The 21,376-nt window shown below is 75.6% G+C and carries 20 protein-coding genes and 1 pseudogene; 6 read left to right on the top strand and 15 right to left on the bottom strand.

Annotation, left to right across the window (positions count from 1 at the left end; genetic code table 11):
* Nucleotides 1–70 precede the first annotated feature (70 nt).
* On the bottom strand, nucleotides 71–1,561 hold the full coding sequence (guaB, locus tag AB0J00_RS03555) for an IMP dehydrogenase (protein ID WP_357741328.1): 1,491 nt from the start codon (nucleotides 1,559–1,561) through the stop codon (nucleotides 71–73).
* A gap of 255 nt (nucleotides 1,562–1,816) precedes the next feature.
* Here guaB and AB0J00_RS03550 point away from each other — a divergent pair, with 255 nt between their 5' ends.
* The gene (locus AB0J00_RS03550) at nucleotides 1,817–2,230 is read left to right on the top strand and encodes a DUF5319 family protein (RefSeq protein WP_357740248.1); all 414 of its coding nucleotides are present in this window, start codon (nucleotides 1,817–1,819) and stop codon (nucleotides 2,228–2,230) included.
* 151 nt (nucleotides 2,231–2,381) lie between these two features.
* On the opposite strand, the gene AB0J00_RS03545 is transcribed toward AB0J00_RS03550, so the two are convergent.
* Nucleotides 2,382–3,134 (bottom strand): response regulator transcription factor, encoded by a 753-nt coding sequence (locus AB0J00_RS03545; RefSeq protein WP_357740245.1) that lies wholly within the window; start codon nucleotides 3,132–3,134, stop codon nucleotides 2,382–2,384.
* 375 nt (nucleotides 3,135–3,509) lie between these two features.
* Here AB0J00_RS03545 and AB0J00_RS03540 point away from each other — a divergent pair, with 375 nt between their 5' ends.
* On the top strand, nucleotides 3,510–3,809 hold the full coding sequence (locus AB0J00_RS03540) for a WhiB family transcriptional regulator (protein ID WP_357740243.1): 300 nt from the start codon (nucleotides 3,510–3,512) through the stop codon (nucleotides 3,807–3,809).
* A gap of 127 nt (nucleotides 3,810–3,936) precedes the next feature.
* Here the strand turns inward: AB0J00_RS03540 and groL are convergent, their stop codons facing one another.
* Nucleotides 3,937–5,580, bottom strand: a complete 1,644-nt coding sequence (gene groL / locus AB0J00_RS03535; RefSeq protein ID WP_357740240.1) for a chaperonin GroEL — start codon at nucleotides 5,578–5,580, stop codon at nucleotides 3,937–3,939.
* Nucleotides 5,581–5,710: 130 nt separating this feature from the next.
* Complete coding sequence (gene groES, locus AB0J00_RS03530) at nucleotides 5,711–6,019, bottom strand: co-chaperone GroES (RefSeq protein ID WP_357740238.1); 309 nt, start codon at nucleotides 6,017–6,019, stop codon at nucleotides 5,711–5,713.
* 199 nt (nucleotides 6,020–6,218) lie between these two features.
* Between groES and AB0J00_RS03525 the strand changes: the two genes are divergently transcribed.
* The 3 genes and pseudogenes from AB0J00_RS03525 (at nucleotide 6,219) to AB0J00_RS03515 (ending at nucleotide 10,527) form a co-directional block, all read left to right on the top strand.
* Complete coding sequence (locus AB0J00_RS03525) at nucleotides 6,219–7,460, top strand: class I SAM-dependent methyltransferase (RefSeq protein WP_357740235.1); 1,242 nt, start codon at nucleotides 6,219–6,221, stop codon at nucleotides 7,458–7,460.
* A 138-nt stretch (nucleotides 7,461–7,598) separates the two neighbouring features.
* Nucleotides 7,599–8,831 (top strand): annotated as a pseudogene (locus AB0J00_RS03520) (beta-ketoacyl-ACP synthase II); the annotation flags it as partial.
* A 25-nt stretch (nucleotides 8,832–8,856) separates the two neighbouring features.
* Nucleotides 8,857–10,527, top strand: coding sequence for an AMP-binding protein (locus tag AB0J00_RS03515; RefSeq protein WP_357740232.1), 1,671 nt, complete (start codon nucleotides 8,857–8,859; stop codon nucleotides 10,525–10,527).
* Between the two features lie 43 nt (nucleotides 10,528–10,570).
* Here the strand turns inward: AB0J00_RS03515 and tsaD are convergent, their stop codons facing one another.
* The 3 genes from tsaD to tsaB are packed head-to-tail and all read right to left on the bottom strand — an operon-like array spanning nucleotide 10,571 to nucleotide 12,694.
* The gene (gene tsaD, locus AB0J00_RS03510) at nucleotides 10,571–11,608 is read right to left on the bottom strand and encodes a tRNA (adenosine(37)-N6)-threonylcarbamoyltransferase complex transferase subunit TsaD (RefSeq protein WP_357740229.1); all 1,038 of its coding nucleotides are present in this window, start codon (nucleotides 11,606–11,608) and stop codon (nucleotides 10,571–10,573) included.
* Complete coding sequence (rimI, locus tag AB0J00_RS03505) at nucleotides 11,601–12,062, bottom strand: ribosomal protein S18-alanine N-acetyltransferase (RefSeq protein ID WP_357740226.1); 462 nt, start codon at nucleotides 12,060–12,062, stop codon at nucleotides 11,601–11,603. Before rimI ends, tsaD begins: the two co-directional genes overlap by 8 nt.
* Complete coding sequence (gene tsaB, locus AB0J00_RS03500) at nucleotides 12,059–12,694, bottom strand: tRNA (adenosine(37)-N6)-threonylcarbamoyltransferase complex dimerization subunit type 1 TsaB (protein WP_357740224.1); 636 nt, start codon at nucleotides 12,692–12,694, stop codon at nucleotides 12,059–12,061. Before tsaB ends, rimI begins: the two co-directional genes overlap by 4 nt.
* A 454-nt stretch (nucleotides 12,695–13,148) precedes the next feature.
* On the opposite strand from tsaB, the gene AB0J00_RS03495 reads away from it, so the two are divergent.
* Nucleotides 13,149–13,451: a DUF6221 family protein gene (locus AB0J00_RS03495; protein WP_357740221.1), complete on the top strand. Its 303-nt coding sequence runs from the start codon at nucleotides 13,149–13,151 to the stop codon at nucleotides 13,449–13,451.
* 34 nt (nucleotides 13,452–13,485) lie between these two features.
* Here the strand turns inward: AB0J00_RS03495 and AB0J00_RS03490 are convergent, their stop codons facing one another.
* The 8 genes from AB0J00_RS03490 to glmS all read right to left on the bottom strand — a co-directional run bounded on the left by AB0J00_RS03490 (nucleotide 13,486) and on the right by glmS (nucleotide 21,356).
* The gene (locus AB0J00_RS03490) at nucleotides 13,486–14,064 is read right to left on the bottom strand and encodes a Rho termination factor N-terminal domain-containing protein (protein WP_357740218.1); all 579 of its coding nucleotides are present in this window, start codon (nucleotides 14,062–14,064) and stop codon (nucleotides 13,486–13,488) included.
* Nucleotides 14,065–14,116: 52 nt separating this feature from the next.
* Entirely contained in the window at nucleotides 14,117–14,569 is a 453-nt protein-coding gene (gene tsaE, locus AB0J00_RS03485) for a tRNA (adenosine(37)-N6)-threonylcarbamoyltransferase complex ATPase subunit type 1 TsaE (RefSeq protein ID WP_357740215.1), read from the bottom strand.
* Entirely contained in the window at nucleotides 14,566–15,186 is a 621-nt protein-coding gene (locus AB0J00_RS03480) for a uracil-DNA glycosylase (RefSeq protein ID WP_357740213.1), read from the bottom strand. Before AB0J00_RS03480 ends, tsaE begins: the two co-directional genes overlap by 4 nt.
* Nucleotides 15,183–16,349 (bottom strand): alpha/beta hydrolase, encoded by a 1,167-nt coding sequence (locus AB0J00_RS03475; RefSeq protein ID WP_357740210.1) that lies wholly within the window; start codon nucleotides 16,347–16,349, stop codon nucleotides 15,183–15,185. Before AB0J00_RS03475 ends, AB0J00_RS03480 begins: the two co-directional genes overlap by 4 nt.
* The gene (gene alr, locus AB0J00_RS03470; protein ID WP_357740207.1) at nucleotides 16,346–17,509 is read right to left on the bottom strand and encodes an alanine racemase; all 1,164 of its coding nucleotides are present in this window, start codon (nucleotides 17,507–17,509) and stop codon (nucleotides 16,346–16,348) included. Before alr ends, AB0J00_RS03475 begins: the two co-directional genes overlap by 4 nt.
* A 26-nt stretch (nucleotides 17,510–17,535) precedes the next feature.
* The gene (locus tag AB0J00_RS03465) at nucleotides 17,536–19,011 is read right to left on the bottom strand and encodes an NAD(P)H-hydrate dehydratase (protein ID WP_357740204.1); all 1,476 of its coding nucleotides are present in this window, start codon (nucleotides 19,009–19,011) and stop codon (nucleotides 17,536–17,538) included.
* A complete protein-coding gene (locus tag AB0J00_RS03460; protein ID WP_357740201.1) occupies nucleotides 19,008–19,385 on the bottom strand; it encodes a holo-ACP synthase in 378 nt (125 codons plus the stop codon). Before AB0J00_RS03460 ends, AB0J00_RS03465 begins: the two co-directional genes overlap by 4 nt.
* A 120-nt stretch (nucleotides 19,386–19,505) precedes the next feature.
* The gene (gene glmS, locus AB0J00_RS03455; RefSeq protein ID WP_357740198.1) at nucleotides 19,506–21,356 is read right to left on the bottom strand and encodes a glutamine--fructose-6-phosphate transaminase (isomerizing); all 1,851 of its coding nucleotides are present in this window, start codon (nucleotides 21,354–21,356) and stop codon (nucleotides 19,506–19,508) included.
* Nucleotides 21,357–21,376 lie beyond the last annotated feature (20 nt).

Genomic DNA, 21,376 nt, shown 5'->3' with positions numbered 1-21,376 from the left:
GCTCAGCGGCTCCCGTAGTTCGGGGCTTCGACGGTCTCAGGGCGCAAGGACGGCATCGTGGACAAGTACCTCACCGACTGCCGTAGTTGGGGGCTTCGACGGTCATCTGGATGTCGTGCGGGTGGCTCTCGGTCAGGCCGGCCGCGGTGATGCGGGTCAGCTGTCCGTGCTCCTGCAGGTGCGCCACGGTCGGCGACCCGGCGTAGCCCATGCCCGCGCGCAGCCCGCCCACCAGCTGGTGGGCGACGCCGGCCAGCGAGCCGCGGTAGGGCACCTGGCCCTCGATGCCCTCGGGCACCAGCTTGTCGTCGCTGAGCACGTCGTCGGCGAAGTACCGGTCGCGGCTGTAGCTCTTGTTGCCGCGCTTCTGCATGGCACCGAGCGACCCCATGCCGCGGTAGGCCTTGTACTGCTTGCCGTTCATGAAGACCAGCTCGCCCGGGGCCTCCTCGACGCCGGCGAACAGGCTGCCGATCATCACGGTGTCGGCGCCGGCGACCAGCGCCTTGACGATGTCGCCGGAGTAGTGGAGCCCGCCGTCGGCGATGACCGGCACCCCGGCCGGCCGCGCGGCGAGGCCGGCCTCGTAGACGGCGGTCAGCTGCGGGACGCCGACGCCGGCGACCACGCGGGTGGTGCAGATCGAGCCGGGGCCCACGCCCACCTTGACGGCGTCCACGCCGGCGTCGATCAGCGCCTGGGCGCCGCCGCGGGTGGCGACGTTGCCGCCGATCACCTGCACGCCGCCCTCGCCGCCGAAGTCCTTCTTCACCCGGGCGACCATGTCCAGCACGGCCCGCTGGTGGCCGTGCGCGGTGTCGACGACGACCACGTCGACGCCCGCGTCGACCAGCAGGCCGGCGCGCTTGAACGCGTCCTCGCCGACACCGACCGCGGCCGCGACGGCGAGCCGGCCGTCGGCGTCCTTGGTGGCCAGCGGGAACTGGTCGCGCTTGACGAAGTCCTTGACGGTGATCAGCCCGCGCAGCCGGCCGGCGTCGTCGACCAGCGGCAGCTTCTCGACCTTGTGCTGGGACAGCAGCTGCAGCGCGGTGTCGGCGTCCACCCCGACCGGCGCGGTGATCAGCGGCATCGGCGTCATGACGTCGCGGACGAGGCGGTGCTGGTCGGTCTCGAAGCGCATGTCGCGGTTGGTGACGATGCCCAGCAGGACGCCGGTCGCGTCGACGACCGGGGCGCCGGAGATGCGGTACTTCGCCGACAGCGCGTCGACCTCGGCGAGGGTGTTGTCCGGCGAGCAGGTGACCGGGTTGGTGACCATGCCGGCCTCGGACCGCTTCACCAGGTCGACCTGGCCGGCCTGGTCCTCGGCGGCCAGGTTGCGGTGCAGCACGCCGATGCCACCGGCGCGGGCCATGGCGATCGCCATCCGCGACTCGGTGACGGTGTCCATGGCGGAGGAGACGAGCGGGATCGCCAGCCGCAGGCCGCGGGTCAGCCGGGTGCTGGTGTCGACCTCGGCGGGGACGACGTCCGACGGCCCCGGGATGAGCAGGACGTCGTCGTAGGTCAGCCCCAGCGGGGCGAACTTGGCGGGCAGTTCGGGGCGGTACTGGTCGGAGCGCTGCTCGTCGGGCTGCACGCGTGCCACACCCTCTCGACTCGTGTGTGGATGCGCCGCCGGTGGCGCAGGAGATGTCCCCTCATGGTAGGCGGAGGCCCGCGTCACCCCCTCCCCCCGTTACCGTTGAGCGGTGGCGGACGCAGCCCGCCCATCCGCTGGCTGACCAGCAGCGGGACCCGACAGACCCGAGCAGGCGCAGACGCTGCCGGCAGCCGCCGGCGAGGAGGACACGTGGACGCGTGGGACGACGCACTCGGCCCCGACCCCGAGTTCGGGTCGGCGGACCGGCCCGGGCACCCTCCGCTGACCATGGAGGAGCGCGCCGGGGTGCTCGACGACCTGGCCGAGCTGGAGGTCTTCCGGACCCTGCTCGAGCCGACCGGCGTCAAGGGGATCGTCGTCGACTGCCCCGACTGCCAGGAGGAGCACCACGTCGACTGGGCGCTGATGCAGGCCAACCTGCGCCAGCTGCTCGACGAGGGGCAGACCGGCCGGCACGAACCCCCGTTCGACCCGGACCCGGACGACTACGTCAGCTGGGACTACGCCAGCGGCTACGCCGACGGCATCGCGGCGCTGGCCGAGCGGGAGGAGCCCACCGGCCGGCACGGCAGCACCGGCGGCCGGCACGCCCGCGAGGACTGAGCACATCGCGACCCTCCGGGCCGCACCGCGACCACGAGCCGTACCCGACCCGCGCTGAGCGTCGCGTGTCCCACCTCGGGGAGGACTCCGTCCTCCCGTCGGCGGGACGGGGTCGAGACGTGACTCGGGGGACCCTCCGGGCCCCCGCTCGTCACGTCATCATGCCGCGGCGGAAGCCGGTGGCCACCGCCTCGGCGCGGTCCTTGGCACCCAGCTTGCGGAACAGCCGGCGGGCGTGGGTCTTGATGGTGTCCTCGGACAGGTAGAGCTCGCGGCCGATCTGCGCGTTGCTCTTGCCCTGGCTCATGCCGGTGAGCACCTGCATCTCGCGCATCGACAGCGTGACCGCCGGCGTCTCGGGCACGGTGGAGCGGACTGTGGTCGGCGCGGCGGTGGCCAGCGGGCTGGCGCCGTTCCAGCCGCCGTTGACCGGCCCGTGGCCGCCGGCGGCGGTCGGCACCCCCACCTGGTGCGGGCTGCGCGGCGCGGGCAGCTGACCGGGGCGCCCCGGGGCCTCGGGACGGCGGACGGTCCGGGTGAGCCCCAGGCCGAGCTCGAGCGGGCTGGCGTCCCAGCGCAGGTAGCCGCGGGCTCCCGCGGCGACCGCGGCGCGCACCGTGTCGGCGTCGTCCGGGGCGCCGAGCACGAGCACCGGCAGCGCCGGGTGCACGCGCAGCACGGAGGTGGCGACGGCCAGGCCGCTGTCGGTGGCCCGCTGGGTGCCGATCAGCAGCAGGTCGGGCAGCCGGTTGGCCAGGCGGGCCGTCAGCGAGGCCTGGTCGCCGACCGCCTCGACGCGCGCCACGAACGGCAGCGCGAGCAGCCGGGTGGCGACGTCGTCCCGCACCCGACGACGCTCGTCGAACACCCAGACCACGGCACCGCCGGGCTTCCGCTCTTCCATCACGACAGCTCCTCCTGCGCCGGACGCGGCCGGCGACACCCCGCGGGGAACGGGGACGTCCCGCTCCAGGGGCGCCGACCGGTCCGGTCGGGGTGTCCCCCACACCGGTGGTCGGCACTCCCCGTGATCAGGTTGATCCGCAGGGTGGTGGGACACCAGCGGCCCTCACCCCGGCGGGTGACCGCCGCCGGCCACGCCCGGGTGTCCTCCGGCCGGGACGGACGCTGCGGGGAGTGACCGCGGGCACCGGCAAGCACATCTGCGGCGATCCCGCAGCCCGAGAAGTGATCGCCGTGTTTGCGCGCCCACGGGAGCGGGGACAGTCCCACCCGTGACCGGGCAGACCCCCCGGTGCATCCGAGCCGAGGAGGTCCCATGGCCGACATCCGCCGACTGCCCACCCCCGTTGCTGAGGTGTGGGACTGGCAGCTGCACGGCTCATGCCGTGGCGAGAGCACGTCCCTGTTCTTCCACCCCGACGGTGAGCGCGGTCCGGCCCGCGCCCGCCGCCAGGCCGCTGCCAAGGCCGTCTGCGGAACGTGCCCGGTGATCGACGCCTGCCTCCAGCACGCGCTGTCCGTCCGCGAGCCGTACGGCGTGTGGGGCGGCATGAGCGAGGAGGAGCGGGCCCGGCTGATCGCCGCGGAGCCCGCCGCCATCGCTGCCGGGGTCTGACCCACCGGCGGGCGACCTCCCCCGCCAGCGCAACGCCGAGAGGCCCGGTCCGACGTGGTGTCGGACCGGGCCTCTCGGCGTGTGCGGGCCGCCGGCCGGGGACGTGGGGTCCCCGGCCGACGGGCCGTCAGTGGCTGTGGCCGTGGCCGCCGTGCGAGTGGCCGTGGGGGTGGGGACCACCGCCGTGCTCGTGGTCCTCCTCGGGCGCCTCGACGACGGCCGAGTCGGTGGTCAGCACCATCGTGGCGATCGAGGTGGCGTTGGTCAGCGCCGCCTTGGTCACCTTGACCGGGTCGATGACGCCCTGCGCGGCCAGGTCGCCGTACTCGCCGGTGGCGGCGTTGAAGCCCTGCCCGGCACCCAGCTCGCGGACCCGGCCGACGACGACCGGCCCCTCGAACCCGGCGTTGGCCGCGATGAGGCCGGCCGGGGCGTCGAGCGCCTTGCGCACCGAGCGGGCACCGGTGAGCTCGTCACCGGTCAGCTCCAGCGCGTCGACCGCCGCGGCGGCGTGCACCAGCGCGGACCCACCACCGGGGACGACGCCCTCCTCCACCGCGGCGCGGGTGGCGGCGATGGCGTCCTCGATGCGGTGCTTGCGCTCCTTCATCTCCACCTCGGTGGCCGCACCGACCCGGATGACCGCGATGCCGCCGGACAGCTTGGCCAGCCGCTCCTGCAGCTTCTCGCGGTCCCAGTCGGATTCGGTGGCCTCGATCTCCTTGCGGATCTGGGCGACCCGGTCGGCGATCGTGCCGGCGGTGCCGCCGCCGTCGACCAGCGTGGTGTCGTCCTTGGTGACGACGACGCGGCGGGCGGTGCCGAGCACCTCGAGGCCGACGGCGTCCAGCGACAGGCCGACGTCGGAGCTGACGACCTGACCGCCGGTGACGATCGCCAGGTCGGTCATGAACGCCTTGCGCCGGTCACCGAAGAACGGCGACTTGACCGCGACGACGCGGATCGTCTTGCGGATGGAGTTGACGACCAGGGTCGACAGCGCCTCGCCCTCGACGTCCTCGGCCACGATGAGCAGCGGGCGGGCGCCGTTGGTCAGCACCTTCTCCAGCAGCGGCAGCAGGTCGGCCAGCGCGCTGATCTTGCCCTCGACGAGCAGCACCAGGGCGTCCTCGAGGACGGCCTCCTGCGCGTCGGCGTCGGTGACGAAGTACGGCGACAGGTAGCCCTTGTCGAACTGCACGCCCTCGGTGACCTGCAGGTCGGTGGTCATCCCGTTGGCCTCTTCGACCGTGATGACGCCGTCCTTGCCGACCTTCTCGAACGCCTCGCCGATCAGCTCGCCGACCTCGGCGTCCTGCGCGGAGACCGTGGCGACGCCGGCGATGGCCGGGCGGTCGGAGACCGGGGTGGCCACGGCGTCGAGCGCGGCGGAGACCGCGTCGACCGCAGCGCGCATGCCGCGGCCCAGCGCCATCGGGTTCGCGCCGGCGGCCACGTTGCGCATGCCCTCGTGGACCAGCGCCTGGGCCAGCACGGTGGCGGTGGTGGTGCCGTCACCGGCCACGTCGTTGGTCTTGGTGGCGACGTTCTTCGCCAGCTGGGCCCCGAGGTTCTCGTAGGGGTCCTCGAGGTCGATCTCGCGGGCGATCGTGACGCCGTCGTTGGTGATGGTCGGGGCGCCGAACTTCTTGTCGATCACCACGTTCCGGCCGCGCGGGCCGAGGGTGACCTTGACGGCGTCGGCGAGCTTGTCGACGCCGCGCTCGAGGGCGCGGCGGGCGTCCTCGTCGAACTTGATGATCTTGGCCATGTGCCAGACCTCTCGCTAGTGCGGGGAGAGAAGGGGGCGGACGACGACCGCCCCGGGACCCGGTGTTCTCGGGTCGCCGGGGCGGTTGCGTCCAGTGCGCAGCTGGATCAGTGCGCGCGGTGGGGAAGGGTCACTTCTCCACGACGGCGAGCAGGTCGCGCGCCGAGAGCACGAGGTAGTCCTCGCCCGCGTAGCGCACCTCGGTGCCGCCGTACTTCGAGTAGATGACCACGTCGCCGACGTTCACGTCGAGCGGGACCCGGTTGCCGTTGTCGTCGACGCGGCCGGGGCCGACGGCGACGACGGTGCCCTCCTGGGGCTTCTCCTTGGCCGTGTCCGGGATGACCAGACCGGAGGCCGTGGTGGTCTCGGCCTCGTTGGCCTGGACCACGACGCGGTCCTCCAGCGGCTTGATGTTGACCTTGGTAGCGGTCGTCACGTGGTGACGCCCCCTTCGGTGTCTCGGACGGGATCGGTGTGGTGCTGAGCTGGTGGCACGGGGGCCGGCTCCTGCCGTCGCGGGGGTCAGGTGCCAACCCGTGTCGATTGGCACTCTACCCAGGCGAGTGCCAACGTCTCAACCGGGTCACGGCGGGGTCACCTGTCCGGGCGTCCGCGGGGTGCACCAGGCTGTCGGCGTGCCCAGCGCAGCCCCCGGCGAACAGGCCGCCGAGACCGTCCGCCAGCTGCGCGACCTCGCCACCGACGACGGCGCGGCGGCGCTCGCCCGCGCGGCGGAGCTGCTGCGCGCCGGCACCGGCGCGGTGGCCGCGCTGAGCCGGCTGCGGGCCGAGGTCGGCGTGCAGCTGGCCGGCCCGGCCTGGGGCGTCGCGCGACAGCGGGAGAAGGCCCGCCCGGCGTTCGGCGCGGACGCCGACCGGTTGTTCTTCACCGGCGACACCCTCGAGCAGGCGGGCCGCCCGGTGCTGGCCCGCCGCCGCGCGGAGCGGCTGCTGGCCGGCGGGGTGGAGGCCGCCGCGGACCTCGGCTGCGCCGCCGGCACCGACACCCTCGCCCTCGCCCTCGCCGGCGCCCGGGTGGTGGCCGTCGACCGCGATCCGGTGGCCCGCGAGCTGACCGCGCTGAACGCCGCGGCGCTCGGCCTGGCCGAGGCGGTCGAGGTGCGCGACGCCGACGTCGTCGACCTGGTCGCCCGGGCGGACGGCGGACGGGTCGCCGGGGCCCCGGCCGCGACGCTGGACCCGGCGCGGCGGTCCGGCGGACGGCGGGTGATGGACCCCGACCGCTGGTCGCCGCCGTGGTCGACGGTGACCGCGCTGCTGGGCGGCGTCGACGCCCCGGTGGTCAAGGTGGCCCCGGGTCTGGACCACGACCGGGTGCCGGCCGGCGTGGAGGCCGAGTGGGTGTCGGTGGGCGGGTCGATCGTCGAGGCACTGCTGTGGGGCCCCGCGCTCAGCACCACGTTCCGGCGGGCGACGCTGGCCGGCCCGGACGGCGTGCTGGCCGAGCTGACCGCCGACGCCGACCCGGGCACCGCGCCGTCGGGACCGGTGCAGGCGTTCCTGCACGAGCCGGACCCGGCGGTGATCCGCTCCGGGCTGGTCGCGCTGGTCGCCGGCCGGATCGGCGCCACCCTGGTCGACCCGACGATCGCCTACCTGACCTCGGCCGCGCTGCCGGACTCCCCCTGGGTCACCTCCTACCCGGTCACCGAGGTGCTGCCGTTCAACCTGAAGAAGCTCAAGGCGCTGCTGCGGGCCCGCGGCGTCGGCCGGGTGACGGTCAAGAAGCGCGGGTCGGCGATCGAGCCGGAGGAGCTCGCCCGCCAGCTGCGGGGTCCGGGCGAGGGGTCGGCGGTCGTCGTCGTGACCCGGGTGGCCGGGGCGCCGACGGCGCTGGTCTGCGACCCGCCGTCCTGACCTGCGGGATCAGGCGTACCGCTGGATGGGAGCGCTGAGTAACGTCTCAGAGCGCAACCGTTCCGGCAGGGGACGGGACCGACCGAAGGCAGGCCCGCCACGTACGACAGCACCTCCCCCGGCAACCCGACGGTCGTCACCGGCATCGGGGCGGTGACGCCGGTGGGCCTGGACCGCGAGTCCACCTGGCAGGCGCTCGTGTCCGGCACCTCCGGCGTCGGCCCGATCACCGCGTTCGACGCGAGCGGTTCCGCGGTGCGCATCGCCGCCGAGGTCACCGGCTTCGACCCGTCGGCGGTCCTGGCGACCAAGCGGCTGCGGCGCACCGCCCGGTTCACCCAGTTCGCGGTGGCGGCCGCCCGCGAGGCCGTGGCGCACGCGGGCCTGGTGATCGACACCGAGGGCACCGGGCACGGGGTGGCGCCGGGCCGGGTGGGCGTGGTCATCAACGCCGCCGTCGCCGGCTTCGACACCGTCGAGCAGGCCACCCGCCAGCTCGTGTCCGCCGAGCCCACCCGGCTGAGCCCGTACTTCGTGGCCTCCTCGCTGACCAACATGCCCGCCTGCGAGGTGGCCATCGACCTCGGCGTGCACGGTCCGGTCACCGCCAGCGCGCTGGCCTGCGCCAGCGGCGTCTACGCGGCGGTCGAGGCGCGCCGGCTGATCGCCTCGGGCGAGGCCGACGTGGTGGTCTGCGGCGGCACCGACGCCGCGATCACCGAGGTCATGTTCGCCGGGCTGACCACGATGGGCGCGCTGTCCACCCGCAACGACGACCCGCAGGCCGCCAGCCGGCCCTTCGACGCCGACCGCGACGGCTTCGTGTTCGGCGAGGGCTCGGTCGTGCTGGTGCTCGAGTCGGCGGCGCACGCCGAGGCGCGCGGTGCCACGCCGCTGGCCCGGTTCGCCGGCGGGGCGCTCACCGCGGACGCCTTCCACGTCAGCGCCCCCGCCCCGGACGCCCGGTACGCCGCGGCCGCGATCAGCACCGCGCTGGAGCGCACCGGCACCGCACCCGGCGACGTCGACTACCTGTGCGCCCACGGCACCTCGACCAGGGCCAACGACCGCTCCGAGACCCGGGCGATCCGCACCGCGTTCGGCGCGGCCGCCGACGACCTCGCGGTGAGCAGCCCGAAGTCGATGGTCGGCCACCTGATCGGCGCCGCCGGCGCACTGGGGCTGATGGTCTGCACGCTGGCCATCCGGGACGGCGTCGTCCCGCCGACGATCAACCTCGACACCCCGGACCCGGAGTGCGACCTCGACTACGTGCCGAAGGCCGCCCGCGAGATGCCGGTGCACACCACCATGACCAACGCGTTCGGGTTCGGCGGGCAGAACTGCGTCGCCGTGCTCACCGCCCTCTGACCCGCGCCCGCAGGAGGACCGACCCGTGAGCCACGTCTACGACCCCACCGCCTACCGGCGGGTCTTCGACCGGCAGATGACGATGCTCGCCGGGTTCGAGCGCAACGTGCTGCGCTACGCCGACCGGCTCGCCCTGCTCGACGCGGCCACCGGCCGGGCGTGGACGTACGCGCAGCTCGGCGCGGACGTCGAGGACCTCGCCGCGGGGCTCGCGGCGCGCGGGGTCGGCCCGCGCGACGTCATCGCGTTCCAGCTGTTCAACGGGCCGGCGTTCGACCTCGTGTACCTCGCCGCCCAGCGGCTCGGGGCGATCGCGTCACCGGTGAACTTCCGGTTCTCCGCCGGGGAGACCGCGCACGTGCTCGACGACAGCGAGCCGCGGGTGCTGGTGGTCGACCGGTCCCTGGCCGCGGCCACCGCGCAGGCGCTGGAGATGGCCGGCCACCGGCCGGAGCTGGTCGTCGAGGTGACCGAGGACGGCGACCGGACCGCGGCGCCGGAGCTGCCCGGCGCGGTCGCGTTCACCGCGCTGCTGGGCACCGGGGCGGCACCGGCGCCGCGCCCGCAGCTGACCGCCTGGGACGAGACGACCCGGCTCTACACCTCGGGCACCACCGGCATGCCCAAGGGCGTCTCGCTGCCCGGCGTCGCCGAGGTGATGACGGCGCACGACGTGATCATGCACTTCCCGCTCACGCCGGAGGACCGCACGCTGAACATGACGCCGTGGTTCCACCGCGGCGGCATCTCCCCCGGCGGTCCCAACGCGGTGCACTACGCCGGCGCCGCGGCCGTCCCGCTGCGCAGCTTCGACGCCGACCGGGTGCTCGACCTGGTCGCCGAGCACCGGCTCACGTACCTGATCGGCGCGCCGACCAACCTGGAGATGCTGGCCACCGCGCAGGAGACCCGGCCGCGCGACCTGTCCAGCCTGCGCGGCCTGGTCACCATGGGCGCACCCCTGGAGCGGAACGCCTGCCTGCGCTACCAGGACGTGCTCACGCCGCGGATCTTCAACGGCTACGGCACCACCGAGGCCTTCTGGAACACCTTCCTGCGCCCCGCCGACCTGCCCGAGCACGCCGGCAGCGCCGGCCGCGCGTGCACCGACGACGACGTGCGCGTGGTGCGGGTGTACGACGACCGCCCGGCCGCGCCCGACGACCTGGCCGCCCGCGACGGCAGCGAGACCGGCGAGATCATCATGCGCTCGGTGAAGTCCGGCTACGCCTACGTCGGCCTGGCCGCCGAGCAGGAGGCGCGGTTCCGCGACGGCTGGCTGTACTCCGGCGACCTGGGCACCTGGGACGGCGAGGGCTACGTGACCGTGGTCGGCCGCAAGGACGACATGATCATCTCCGGCGGGGAGAACGTGCACCCGGTGCAGGTCGAGGAGGTGCTCAACACCCACCCCGGCATCGCCGACTCGATCGTCGTCGGGCTGCCCGACGAGCGCTGGGGTGAGCTGGTCGTGGCCTACGTCGTCCCGACCGGGGCCGGCGTCACGCCCGCGGAGGCCGACGCGCACTGCCTGGCCAGCCCGATGCTCGCCGACTACAAGCGGCCGCGGGCGTACAAGCTCGTGGAGTCGCTGCCGCGCAACGCGACCGGCAAGAAGATGCACTACCGGGTCCGCGAGGACGCCGTCCGCGCCGACGCCGCCGGCGAGCTGCACCGCCTCGGGCGCCGCAGCTAGCCGGAGTGTGGGAGCGCAGGAAACCTGCGCGCCCACACTCCACTCAGCGCGAGACGACGTCGATCGGCAGCGAGCTGTCGGCGCCGAGGTCGATCTCGGAGGCCGGCACCCCGGCGGCCACCAGCCGGGAGCCGAGCGCGGCGACCATCGCGCCGTTGTCGGTGCACAGCCGCCGGCTGGGCACCCGCAGCACGATGCCCGCGGCGTCGCAGCGCTCCTGGGCCAGCGCGCGCAGCCGGGAGTTCGCCGCCACGCCGCCGCCGATCACCAGGTGGTCGACGCCGTTGTCCCGGCAGGCCCGCACCGCCTTGGCGGTGAGCACGTCGACGACCGCCTCCTGGAACGCCGCGGCCACGTCGGCGACCGGCACCGGCTCACCGGCCCGCTGCCGCGCCTCGACCCAGCGGGCGACCGCCGTCTTCAGCCCGGAGAACGAGAAGTCGTAGGCGGGGTCGCGCGGCCCGGTGAGCCCCCGCGGGAAGGGGATGGACGCCGGGTCGCCCTCGGTCGCCGCGCGGTCGATGGGCGGCCCGCCGGGGAACGGCAGGCCGAGCACCCGGGCCACCTTGTCGAACGCCTCGCCCGCGGCGTCGTCGATGGTGCGGCCGAGCTCCTGCACGTCCTGGGCGAGGTCGGGCACCAGCAGCAGCGAGCTGTGCCCACCGGAGACCAGCATCGCGATCGACGGCTCGGCGAGCGGCCCGTGCTCCAGCTCGTCGACGGCGACGTGCGCGGCGAGGTGGTTGACCCCGTACAGCGGGACGTCGAGCGCCAGCGCGTACGCCTTGGCCGCGGCCACGCCGACCAGCAGCGCGCCGGTGAGCCCCGGCCCGGCGGTCACCGCGATCGCGTCGACGTCGCCGGCGGTGACCCCGGCCTCGGACAGCGCCCGGTGCACGGTCGGGACCATCGCCTCCAGGTGCGCCCGGCTGGCGATCTCCGGCACCACGCCGCCGAACCGCTCGTGCTCGGCCATCGAGGTGGCCAGCGCGTCCGACAGCAGCGTGTGCCCGCGCACCAGCCCGACGCCGGTCTCGTCGCACGACGTCTCGAACCCGAGGACCAGCGGCTGCTCAGCCATGCCGGACCACCTCCCGCAGCATCACGACGGCGTCCTTCCCAGACAGTGGGTAGTAGCGGGGCCGGCGGCCGATCTCGGTGAACCCGCGGCGGCGGTAGAACGCCTGGGTCGCCACGTCGTCCGCGCGCACCTCCAGCAGCACGGCCGGCACCCGCCGGTCGGCCTCGGCCAGCAGGGTGTCCAGCAGCAGCGCGCCGATGCCCTCGTGCTGGCGGGTGCCGGTGACCCCGATGGTGGCGATGTGCGCCTCGGTGTCGTAGGCGATCAGCCCGGCGTACCCGACCAGCTCGCCGGTGCCGTCGTCGACGGCCGCCAGGTAGTGCCGGGTGTCGGGGTGGGCCAGCTCGTCCCGGTACATCCACTCGGTCCAGGTGTCGGGGGCGAACAGCTCCTCCTCCAGCACCATCACCCGGGGCAGGTCGGCGGCCGTCATGTCGCGCAGCACGACGGTCACTGCGACACCGTCTTGTGCGACGTCGGCGGGACGGCGTCCGGACGGCGCAGGTACAGCGGCTCCAGCGGCCCGCGCGGCACCGCGCCGGACAGCTGGGGCGCCGCGGCCCGCAGCAGCCCCGCCGTCGTCACCTCCGCGGGCGTCACCGGGCGGCCCAGCCGCTCGGCGAACCGCTCGTCACCGACCAGCGGCCCGGCCGCGTCGAGCTCCTCCGGGCGGACGACGTCCGGTCCGGTGACGCGCGCGCCGGCCGCGTCGTAGCCGGCCCAGTAGACCTCCTTGCGCCGGGCGTCGGTGACCACGGTGCGCAGCCCCTCGCCGACGGCGTCCAGCGAGCAGACGCCGGCGACCGGCAGCCCGCGGGCGTCGGCGAGCGCGGCCGCGGTGACCACGCCGACCCGCAGCCCGGTGAACGGCCCGGGACCCAGCCCGGTGACCACGGCCTCGACGTCGCGCAGCCCGACGCCCGCGGCGGCCAGCGCCTCCCGCACGGTCGGCGTCATGAGCTCGGCGTGCCGGTTGCCGGAGGCGACCGCCCGCTCGGCGAGCACCTCGGTGCCGGCGTCGGCCGACCAGCGCGCGACCCCCACGACGAGGGTGGGGGTGGCGGTGTCGAGGGCGAGGACGAGCACGACCGGTCAGCCTAGGCCGCGCCCGCGACCGGCCGGCCGCGGCCACCCTTCTCCCCCGGCCGGACTCGCCGTTTCCGGGACCTGGCCTTACCGTGTGGCCCTGTTGCTCCCCGAGCCGCGCACCGGCGCACGGCACCGGCCAGAGCGTGGTGGTCGCCGCCGTTGCACCGGACCCGCCCGGCCGGGGAGCAGAGACGTACTGCGCGCGACCGCACGGCACTCAGGGGGACTCGTGGTGGCCGACAACCGGGCGACACCTGCTGGACGACGACGGACGGGGAACGGCTCCCGGGCCCGCCCGGTCCCCGACGTGCCCGTGGCCCGGCCGGCCGCGGAGGCGCGGGCCACCGATCCGGCGTCCGCGCGGAGCGCCGTGGACCGCGCGCTCCGGTCGCACCCCCGGCTCCCACCCGGTCAACGCTGGCTGGCCTCCGGCCGCGCACCGTGGCCGGTCATGTGGGCGGTCCGGCACTTCCTCGCCGAGCGCACCGCCGAGGCGCGCGCGGCGGCGGACGCCGGGCGCCCGGCGGGCGACCCCGGGCAGGTGCTGGCCAACTGCCAGGCCGTCCAGCAGGTCGTCGACGCCTGGGACGCGGTCACCGTGTGGGCCGACCACCCCGACGCGGAGCTGCCGGAGGCCTACCGGGTGGCCAGCCAGGGGCTGTTCGCCGCCATGTGGCGGCTGGCCCTGCGCCACGCCGACCACCCGGACTTCGACCCGGCCTGGGTCCCGCAGCGCGGCGCCCGCACCGGCTGAGCGGGCGGGGACCCGGCGGGGCCCCCGCCCCGGGTCAGACGCCCTGCCCCTCGGTGTCGGGGTTCTCCAGCCGGAAGAAGGTGCTCGGCCGGCCGTCGCTGCGCTCCTCCTGGTAGATGAAGTTCAGCCGGCGCTCGTCGAAGGTGCCGAACCAGTCGTCCCAGCTGATCTCGACCAGGTCGTCGCCGCCCTCGCCGAAGTGGATGCGCAGCCGGCCGGGGCGCCCGTCGTACTCGCTGCCGGGCACCGTGGCCGGCCGCCCGCCGCGGGCCTCCGCCCACTCCTTGATCACCTCGTGGTGGGTGGTCACCAGGCTGCGGCCGGGCCGCTCGGGGTCCTCGTCGGGCGAGGTGATGTTCTGCGAGTACCGCACCGACTTGGAGTTCTTGTCGCCGGTGCGCACCTCGCCGCCGTCCGGGCCCGCGCCCAGGTCGCCGTCGCCGTCCCCGCTGCCGCTGCCGGCGTCGGACCCGGTCGCCTCCTCGATCGCGTCGACGAGCTCGCCCTTGCGCTTGGACGACGGCGCCTTGACGCCCTCCTCGCGGGCGACGTCGCGCAGCTCGTCCACCTTCATGTCCTGGAGCTGGTCGGCGCTCCGGTCGCTGTCCGCCACGGTTCCTCCTCGGTCGGGGTATTGCAGACCGGGCTACCCAGCGGACCGGCGGTCACCCCTCCGCGAGGCGCTGCTCCCAGCCGGCACCGACCGGCCGCAGCCGGGCCGTGCGCACGTCGTCGTCCCGCCGGTCGAGCTCGACGACGAGGTGCTCGTCGGCGAGCTGCTCGACCAGCCCGTGCCCCCACTCCACGACGGTGACCGCCTCCTCGGCGGTCGCGTCGAGGTCCAGGTCGTCGACGTCGGCGACGCTGCCCAGCCGGTAGGCGTCGACGTGCACCAGGGGCACCCGGCCGCCGCGGTGCACCCGGGCGAGCACGAACGTCGGCGAGGTGACCGGCCCGCGCACCCCGAGCCCGGCGCCGATGCCCTGGGTGAGCGCGGTCTTCCCCGCCCCCAGGGGCCCGGACAGCACCACCAGGTCACCGGCGCGCAGCAGCCCGGCGAGCTCGCGCCCGAACGCCTGCGTGTCGGCGAGGGTGGGCAGCTCCCGCTCGGGCCTCACAGCGTGCCCGCCACGGCGGTCAGGTCGGCCAGCAGGCCGGCGCGCGGGGCACCGCCGGGCCCGAACCGGATGGCGGCCGAGGGGTGGTAGGTCGCCCACACGGCACGGCCGTCGACGTCGTGCGGGCGGCCGCGCACCTGCGCGAGCACCGTCCGCGGGCCGAGGAACCACTTCGCCGACGACAGCCCCAGGGCGACCACGGTGGGCGCGCCGAGCAGCTCCAGCTGGCGGCGCAGCCAGCCGCTGCACCGGGCCACCTCGGGTGCCTTCGGCGTGCGGTTGGCCGGCGGCCGGCACTTCACCACGTTGAGGACGGCGGCCTCCCCGCGGTCCAGCCCGGCCTCGGCCAGCAGCTGGTCGAGCAGCGCGCCGGACCGCCCGACGAACGGCCGGCCGGTCTCGTCCTCGGTGGCGCCGGGCGCCTCGCCCACCAGCACCAGCCGCGGGCGGCCACCGGCCGGGACGTCGCCGACCACCACGTGCTGCCGGGTGGCCGCGAGCTCGGGGCAGGCCACGCAGCCGCGGGCCACGTCGGCCAGCGCGGTCCAGTCCGGCGCGGCGGCGGCCACCGCGGCGACCTCCTGGGCGGCGGCGTCCGGGCGCGGCGGGCGGGTCACGACCGGGCTCCCTGCGCGGCGACGGCCCGGCGCAGCAGCCCGGCGAGCGGGCGGGTGACCTGGTCGGGGTGCTCGAGCAGCACCAGGTGCCCGGAGTCGGGGACGACGACGACCTCGGGGTCGCCGCCCAGCTCCCGCAGCCGTTCCACGATCAGCTCGCTGTGCGCCATCGGGATCATCTTGTCCGCGTCGCCGGTGAGCACCAGCACCGGCACCCGGGCCAGCGGCTCCAGGGCGCCGCTCTCGTCCAGCCCGACCAGGGCCGGGTAGAACTCCGCGATCACGTCGACGGGCGTTCCGGCGATCATCGCGTCGACGTAGTGCGCCAGCGCCGGGTCGACGTCCTTGCCGGCGAACGACAGCGCCCGGGTGGCCGCCGACACGACGTCCTTGGCCAGCCGCCGGGTGCGCTCGGCGAAGCCGGGCCGGTGCCGCATCGTCCAGGCGGCGGCCGGCAGCACCGCGGCGCGCACCCGGGTGAGCAGCTGCGGCAGGCCGAAGTCGAGGTCGGCCAGGTTGCCCGACGACGTCGAGATCAGCGCCGCGGCCACGACCCGCGAGCCGAACAGGTCCGGACGGCGGCGTGCGAGCGCCAGCAGCGTCATGCCGCCCATCGAGTGCCCGACCAGCACCACCGGGCCGGTCGGCACCCGCTCGGCGAGCACCGCCTCCAGGTCGGCGGCGAGCTGCTCCACGGTCGAGTGCCCGGCGTCCCCCCGGCCGGAGGCGCCGTGCCCGCGCTGGTCGTAGAACACCAGCCGGGCCGCCGGCGCGGAGCCGTTCGCGGTGGCCAGCTCGGCGCCGAGGTCGCGGCGCTGGAACGCCCAGCTGCCCATCGACAGGGCGTAGCCGTGCACGAAGACCACCGTCAGCGGGGCGTCCGCGGGGCCGATCTCCTCCACCGCCAGCAGCACGCCGTCGTCGGCGCGCACCAGCACGCTGCGGTCGGGGTCCCGGCGGGCGGCGCCGAGCGGGTCCTCGGTGCGCAGCCGGCCCGGTGCCGCGGTGTCGACGTCCGGCTTGCCGGCCTGCTCGGCGCGCACCCGGTTCGCCGCCGACCGGGCCACCGCGACGCCGATCGCCGTGCCGGCCGCGGCGAGGCCGACGACCGCGCCGGCCAGCCCGACCTGCTTGCCCGAGGGCCGGTGCGGGGCGGTGCTCACGGGGCCGTGCCCGCCGCGCCCGCCGTGCCCACGTACCGGCGGCGGAACCGGCCGCCGATGCGGGTGACCAGCTCGTAGTGGATGGTGTCGACGGCGTCGGCCCACTGCTGCGCGGTGGGCTCACCGGCGGTGCCCGCGCCCCAGAGCACCACCGGGTCGCCGGGCTGCACGGCGTCGTCGCCGACGTCGAGGACGAACTGGTCCATGCACACCCGGCCGGCGATCGTCCGCTGCGCCCCCGCGGCGAGCACCGGCGCCCGGTTGCCGCCGGCCCGCGGCACCCCGTCGGCGTACCCGACGGGCACCAGCGCCAGCGTGGTCTCCCGCTCCGGCGAGTACGTGTGCCCGTAGGAGACGCCCACGCCGGCCGGCACCCGCTTGGTCAGCGCGACCCGCGCCTGCACGGTCATCGCCGGGCGCAGCCCGTACGCGGCCGGGTCGCCGCCGAGCGGGTCCAGCCCGTAGATCGCCACACCCGGCCGCACCAGGTCGTACCAGGTCTCCGGGAGCGCCACGGTCGCCGCGGAGTTGGCCAGGTGCCGGCGGGCACCGGTCAGCCCGGCGGCGCGGGCGATGCCGACGGCCTCGTCGAACACCCGCACCTGGGCGCCGATCGTCGGGTGGTGCGGGGCGTCGGCGTAGGCCAGGTGGCTCCACAGCCCGGTCACGACCACCTCGCCGTCGGCCTGCGCCCGGGCCGCGGCGGCGACCAGGCCGGGCCAGTCGGCCGGGGTGGCGCCCTCGCGGGACAGCCCGGTGTCGGCGAACAGGTGCACCCGCGCGGTGCGGCCGGTGGCCCGGGCGGCGTCGACCACCTCGGCCAGCCCCCACTCGGCGTTGACCGAGACCTCGACGTCGGCGGTGAGCGCGGCGGCGAAGTCCTCGCCCGGCCCGTTGAGCCAGGCCAGCAGCGGCGCGGTCACGCCGGCAGCACGCAGCGCGAGGGCCTCCTCGACGACCGCCACGCCGAGCGCGTCGGCCCCGCCGGCCAGGGCGGCACGGGCAGCCGGGAGCATCCCGTGGCCGTAGCCGTCGGCCTTGACCACGGCCATCAGCGGGCGGTCGACCCGCTCCCGCAGCACGGCCACGTTGGCGGCGATGGCGTCGAGGTCCACCACGACCTCGGCCCGGGCGTCGAGCCTGCGCTGCACCTGCGTCACGTCCCCATCCTCCCAGCCGCCCGGGGTCAGCCCGCCGCGCCGCCCCGGCGCAGCCGGCCCAGCGCCGCCGGCAGGTGCCGCACCAGGTCGCCGGCGACCAGCGGGCCCTCCTCCGCGGCCAGCTGCCCGGTGCGCCCGTGCACGTGCGCGGCCACCGCGGCCGCCTCCACCGCCGGCAGGCCGGTGACCTCGTGCTGGGCCAGCACCGCGCCGAGGACGCCGGCCAGCACGTCGCCGGTGCCGGCGGTGGCCAGCCACGGGGTGCCGGTCGCGTTGACCCAGGCCCGGCCGTCGGCGTCGGCCACCACCGTGGCGTCGCCCTTGAGCAGCACCGTGCAGCCCAGCTCCGCCGCGCCCCGGCGGGCCGCGCCGATCCGGTCGGTGCTGATCGGTCCCCCCGCCCGACCCGCCCACTCGAAGAGGCGGGCGAACTCGCGGTCGTGCGGCGTGAGCACGGTCGGCGCGGTGCGGTCGCGCACCAGCTCCGGCTGCGTCGACACCAGCGTCAGGGCGTCGGCGTCCACCACCACCGGCAGGTCGGTGGCGAGCACCTCGGCCAGCACGCTGCGCGCGTCGTCGTCGGTGCCCATGCCCGGGCCGACCACCCAGGCCTGCACGCGGCCCGCGTCGGAGGGGCGGCCGGAGGTGACGATCGCCTCCGGCCAGGCGGCCCGCACGCCGTCCGCCGCCGTGCCGGCGTAGCGCACCAGGCCGGGGCGGGTGCGCAGCGCGGCACCGGTGCACAGCACCCCGGCGCCGGGGTAGGTCGACGAGCCGGCGACGACGCCGACCACGCCGCTGGAGTACTTGTCGCTGCCGGACGACGGCGGCTCGATCCGGGCGATCGCGTCGGCGTCGGTGAGCTGCCGCGCGGTGGGCTCGGGCAGGTGCGGGCCCAGGCCGATGTCGACGAGGTGCACGGTGCCGGCGTGGTCCCGGCCCTCCCCCACCACCAGGCCGGGCTTCACCGCGCCGAAGGTGACGGTGTGCTGCGCGGGGAAGGCCGCGCCCGGCACCTCGCCGGTGTCGGCGGCGACCCCGCTGGGCAGGTCGACGGCCACCAGCAGGCCCGGCCCGGCGACCGCCTCGGCGACCAGCGCGGCGGCGTCCGGCCGCAGCCCGCCGCTGCCGCCGATGCCGGTGATGCCGTCGAGCACCAGGTCGGCGCGGTCCAGGCCGGTGCGGCCGGGCGGGGCGATCCGGCCGCCGGCCCGGCGCAGCGCCGCCAGCCCGCCCGCGTGCGCCCGCTCGGGGGCCAGCAGGACGGCGTCCACCCGGGCGCCGCGGCCGGCCAGGACGGCGCTGGCGTGCAGCGCGTCGCCGCCGTTGTCGCCGGAGCCGACGAGCAGCACCACCCGGGTGCCGTGCGCGCGGCCGAGCAGGTCCAGGCAGACGGTGGCCAGGCCGGTGGCGGCGCGCTGCATGAGCGCGCCGTCCGGCAGGTCCGCCAGCAGGACGCGCTCCGCGGCGCGCACCTGGTCGGCGGTGAACAGGTCGATCATGCGTCAGGTCCCTCGGCGATCACCACGGCAGACGCGATGCCCCCGTCGTGGCTCAGCGACACGTGCCAGGTCGTGACGCCCAGGGCGGCCGCCCGCCGGGCGACCGTGCCCCGCACCTCGAGGTGCGGGCGGCCGTGCTCGCCGACCACGACCTCCGCGTCGTGCCAGTGCAGGCTGCCCGGGGCACCGAGCGCCTTGGCCAGCGCTTCCTTGGCCGCGAACCGCGCGGCGAGGGACTCCCCGGTGCGGGGCCCGCCCGACGGCGTGCGCTGCTCGGCCGCGGTGAACAGCCGGTCGCGCAGGCCGGGGGTGCGCTCCAGCGAGGCGGCGAACCGCTCGACCGGGCAGACGTCGATGCCGACCCCGATGATCACCGCGACAGTCTGCCTGGTGACGCCGGCGCCCGCCGTCCCCCTGCACCGAAGGCCGTCCCCCCGCACCAACGCTGGTGCAGGGGGACGGCCTTCGATCAGGTCACCTGATCGACGCTGGGCTCACTCGACGGTGACGGACTTCGCCAGGTTGCGCGGCTGGTCCACGTCGAAACCGCGGGTGTCGGCGATCTCGCAGGCCAGGATCTGCAGCGGCACGGTGGTGACCACCGGCGCGAGCAGGGTCGGGGTCTGCGGCACGCGGATCAGGTGGTCGGCGAACGGGACGACGTCCTCGTCGCCCTCCTCGGCGATCACGATCGTGCGGGCGCCGCGGGCGCGGACCTCCTGGATGTTGGAGACCACCTTGCCGTGCAGCAGGCTGCGGCCCCGCGGCGAGGGGACGACCACGACGACCGGGGTGCCCTGGTCGACGACCGCGATGGGTCCGTGCTTGAGCTCACCGGCGGCGAAGCCCTCGGCGTGGATGTAGGCGAGCTCCTTGAGCTTGAGCGCCCCCTCGAGCGCCACCGGGTAGCCGACGTGCCGGCCCAGGAACAGGATCGTGTTCGCGTCGGCCAGCGACCGGCCCAGCTCGCGCACCGGCTCCATCTGGGTGAGCACCTGCGCGACGGCGTCGGGCAGCTTGCGCAGCTCGTTGACGATCGTGGAGACCTCGTCGGCGTACTTGACCCCGCGCACCTGGGCCAGGATCAGGCCGACCAGGTAGCAGGCGACGATCTGGGCGAGGAAGGCCTTGGTCGAGGCGACCGCGACCTCCGGCCCGGCGTGGGTGTAGAGGACCGCGTCGGACTCGCGCGGGATGGTCGAGCCGTTCACGTTGCAGATGGCCAGCACGCGGGCCTTCTGCTCCTTGGCGTGCCGCATCGCCATCAGGGTGTCCATGGTCTCGCCGGACTGGCTGATGACCACGACGAGCGTCGAGCGGTCGAGCACCGGGTCGCGGTAGCGGAACTCGCTGGCGACCTCGACCTCGACCGGGATGCGGGTCCAGTGCTCGATGGCGTACTTGGCGATGAGCCCGGCGTGGTACGAGGTGCCGCAGGAGACCACGAACACCTTGTCGATGTCGCGCAGGTCCTGGTCGGACAGCCGCACCTCGTCGAGCATCAGCTCGCCGTCGTCGCCGAGCCGGCCCAGCAGGGTGTCGGCGATCGCCTGGGGCTGCTCGGCGATCTCCTTGAGCATGAACCAGTCGTAGCCGCCCTTCTCGGCGGCCGCGGCGTCCCAGTCGACGGTGTAGGACGTCGGCTCGACCGGGGCGCCGGCGAAGTCGGTGACGGTGGCACCGCGGGTGCGGTCGATCTCCACCACCTGGTCCTGGCCGAGCTCCAGGGCGTGGCGGGTGTGCGCGATGAACGCGGCGACGTCCGAGCCGAGGAAGTACTCGCCGTCGCCGATGCCGACGACCAGCGGGCTGTTGCGGCGCGAGGCGACCAGGGTGTCGGGCTCGTCGGCGTGCGTGGCGACGAGGGTGAACGCGCCCTCCAGCCGGCGGCTGACCACGCGCATCGCCTCGGCCAGCCGGCCCTCGCCGGCCGGCAGCTCCCGGTAGGTCGCGGCCAGCAGGTGGGCGACGACCTCGGTGTCGGTCTCGGAGGTGAACTCGACACCGGTGGCCTCGAGCTCGGCGCGCAGGTGGGCGAAGTTCTCGATGATGCCGTTGTGCACCACCGCGACCTGGCCGTCGGCGGACACGTGCGGGTGCGCGTTGGCGTCCGTCGGCCCACCGTGGGTGGCCCAGCGGGTGTGCCCCAGCCCGATCGTCGCGCCGGGCAGCGGCGCGTCGGCGAGGACCTTCTCCAGGTTCGCCAGCTTGCCGGCCTTCTTCGCCGTCGTCAGCTCACCGTCGGCCAGGACGGCGACGCCGGCCGAGTCGTAGCCGCGGTACTCCAACCGCCGCAGCCCCTCGAGCACGACGCCCAGGGCGTCCTGCGGACCGACGTATCCCACGATGCCGCACATTCCCCCGA

The sequence above is a fragment of the Modestobacter sp. NPDC049651 genome (assembly GCF_040659695.1).
GTDB lineage: Bacteria > Actinomycetota > Actinomycetes > Mycobacteriales > Geodermatophilaceae > Modestobacter.
Note: the sequence above shows the minus strand (reverse complement) of the source record. Positions and strands in the feature narration are given on the sequence as shown.

What these genes read in the sequence shown, in the direction of transcription:
- groL (WP_357740240.1), bottom strand. Translation starts at nt 5,580, where the DNA reads ATGGCCAAGATCATCAAGTTCGACGAGGACGCCCGCCGCGCCCTCGAG.
- AB0J00_RS03495 (WP_357740221.1), top strand. Translation starts at nt 13,149, where the DNA reads ATGTGGGCGGTCCGGCACTTCCTCGCCGAGCGCACCGCCGAGGCGCGC.
- AB0J00_RS03540 (WP_357740243.1), top strand. Translation starts at nt 3,510, where the DNA reads ATGGCCGACATCCGCCGACTGCCCACCCCCGTTGCTGAGGTGTGGGAC.
- AB0J00_RS03465 (WP_357740204.1), bottom strand. Translation starts at nt 19,011, where the DNA reads ATGATCGACCTGTTCACCGCCGACCAGGTGCGCGCCGCGGAGCGCGTC.
- tsaD (WP_357740229.1), bottom strand. Translation starts at nt 11,608, where the DNA reads ATGGCTGAGCAGCCGCTGGTCCTCGGGTTCGAGACGTCGTGCGACGAG.
- AB0J00_RS03545 (WP_357740245.1), bottom strand. Translation starts at nt 3,134, where the DNA reads ATGGAAGAGCGGAAGCCCGGCGGTGCCGTGGTCTGGGTGTTCGACGAG.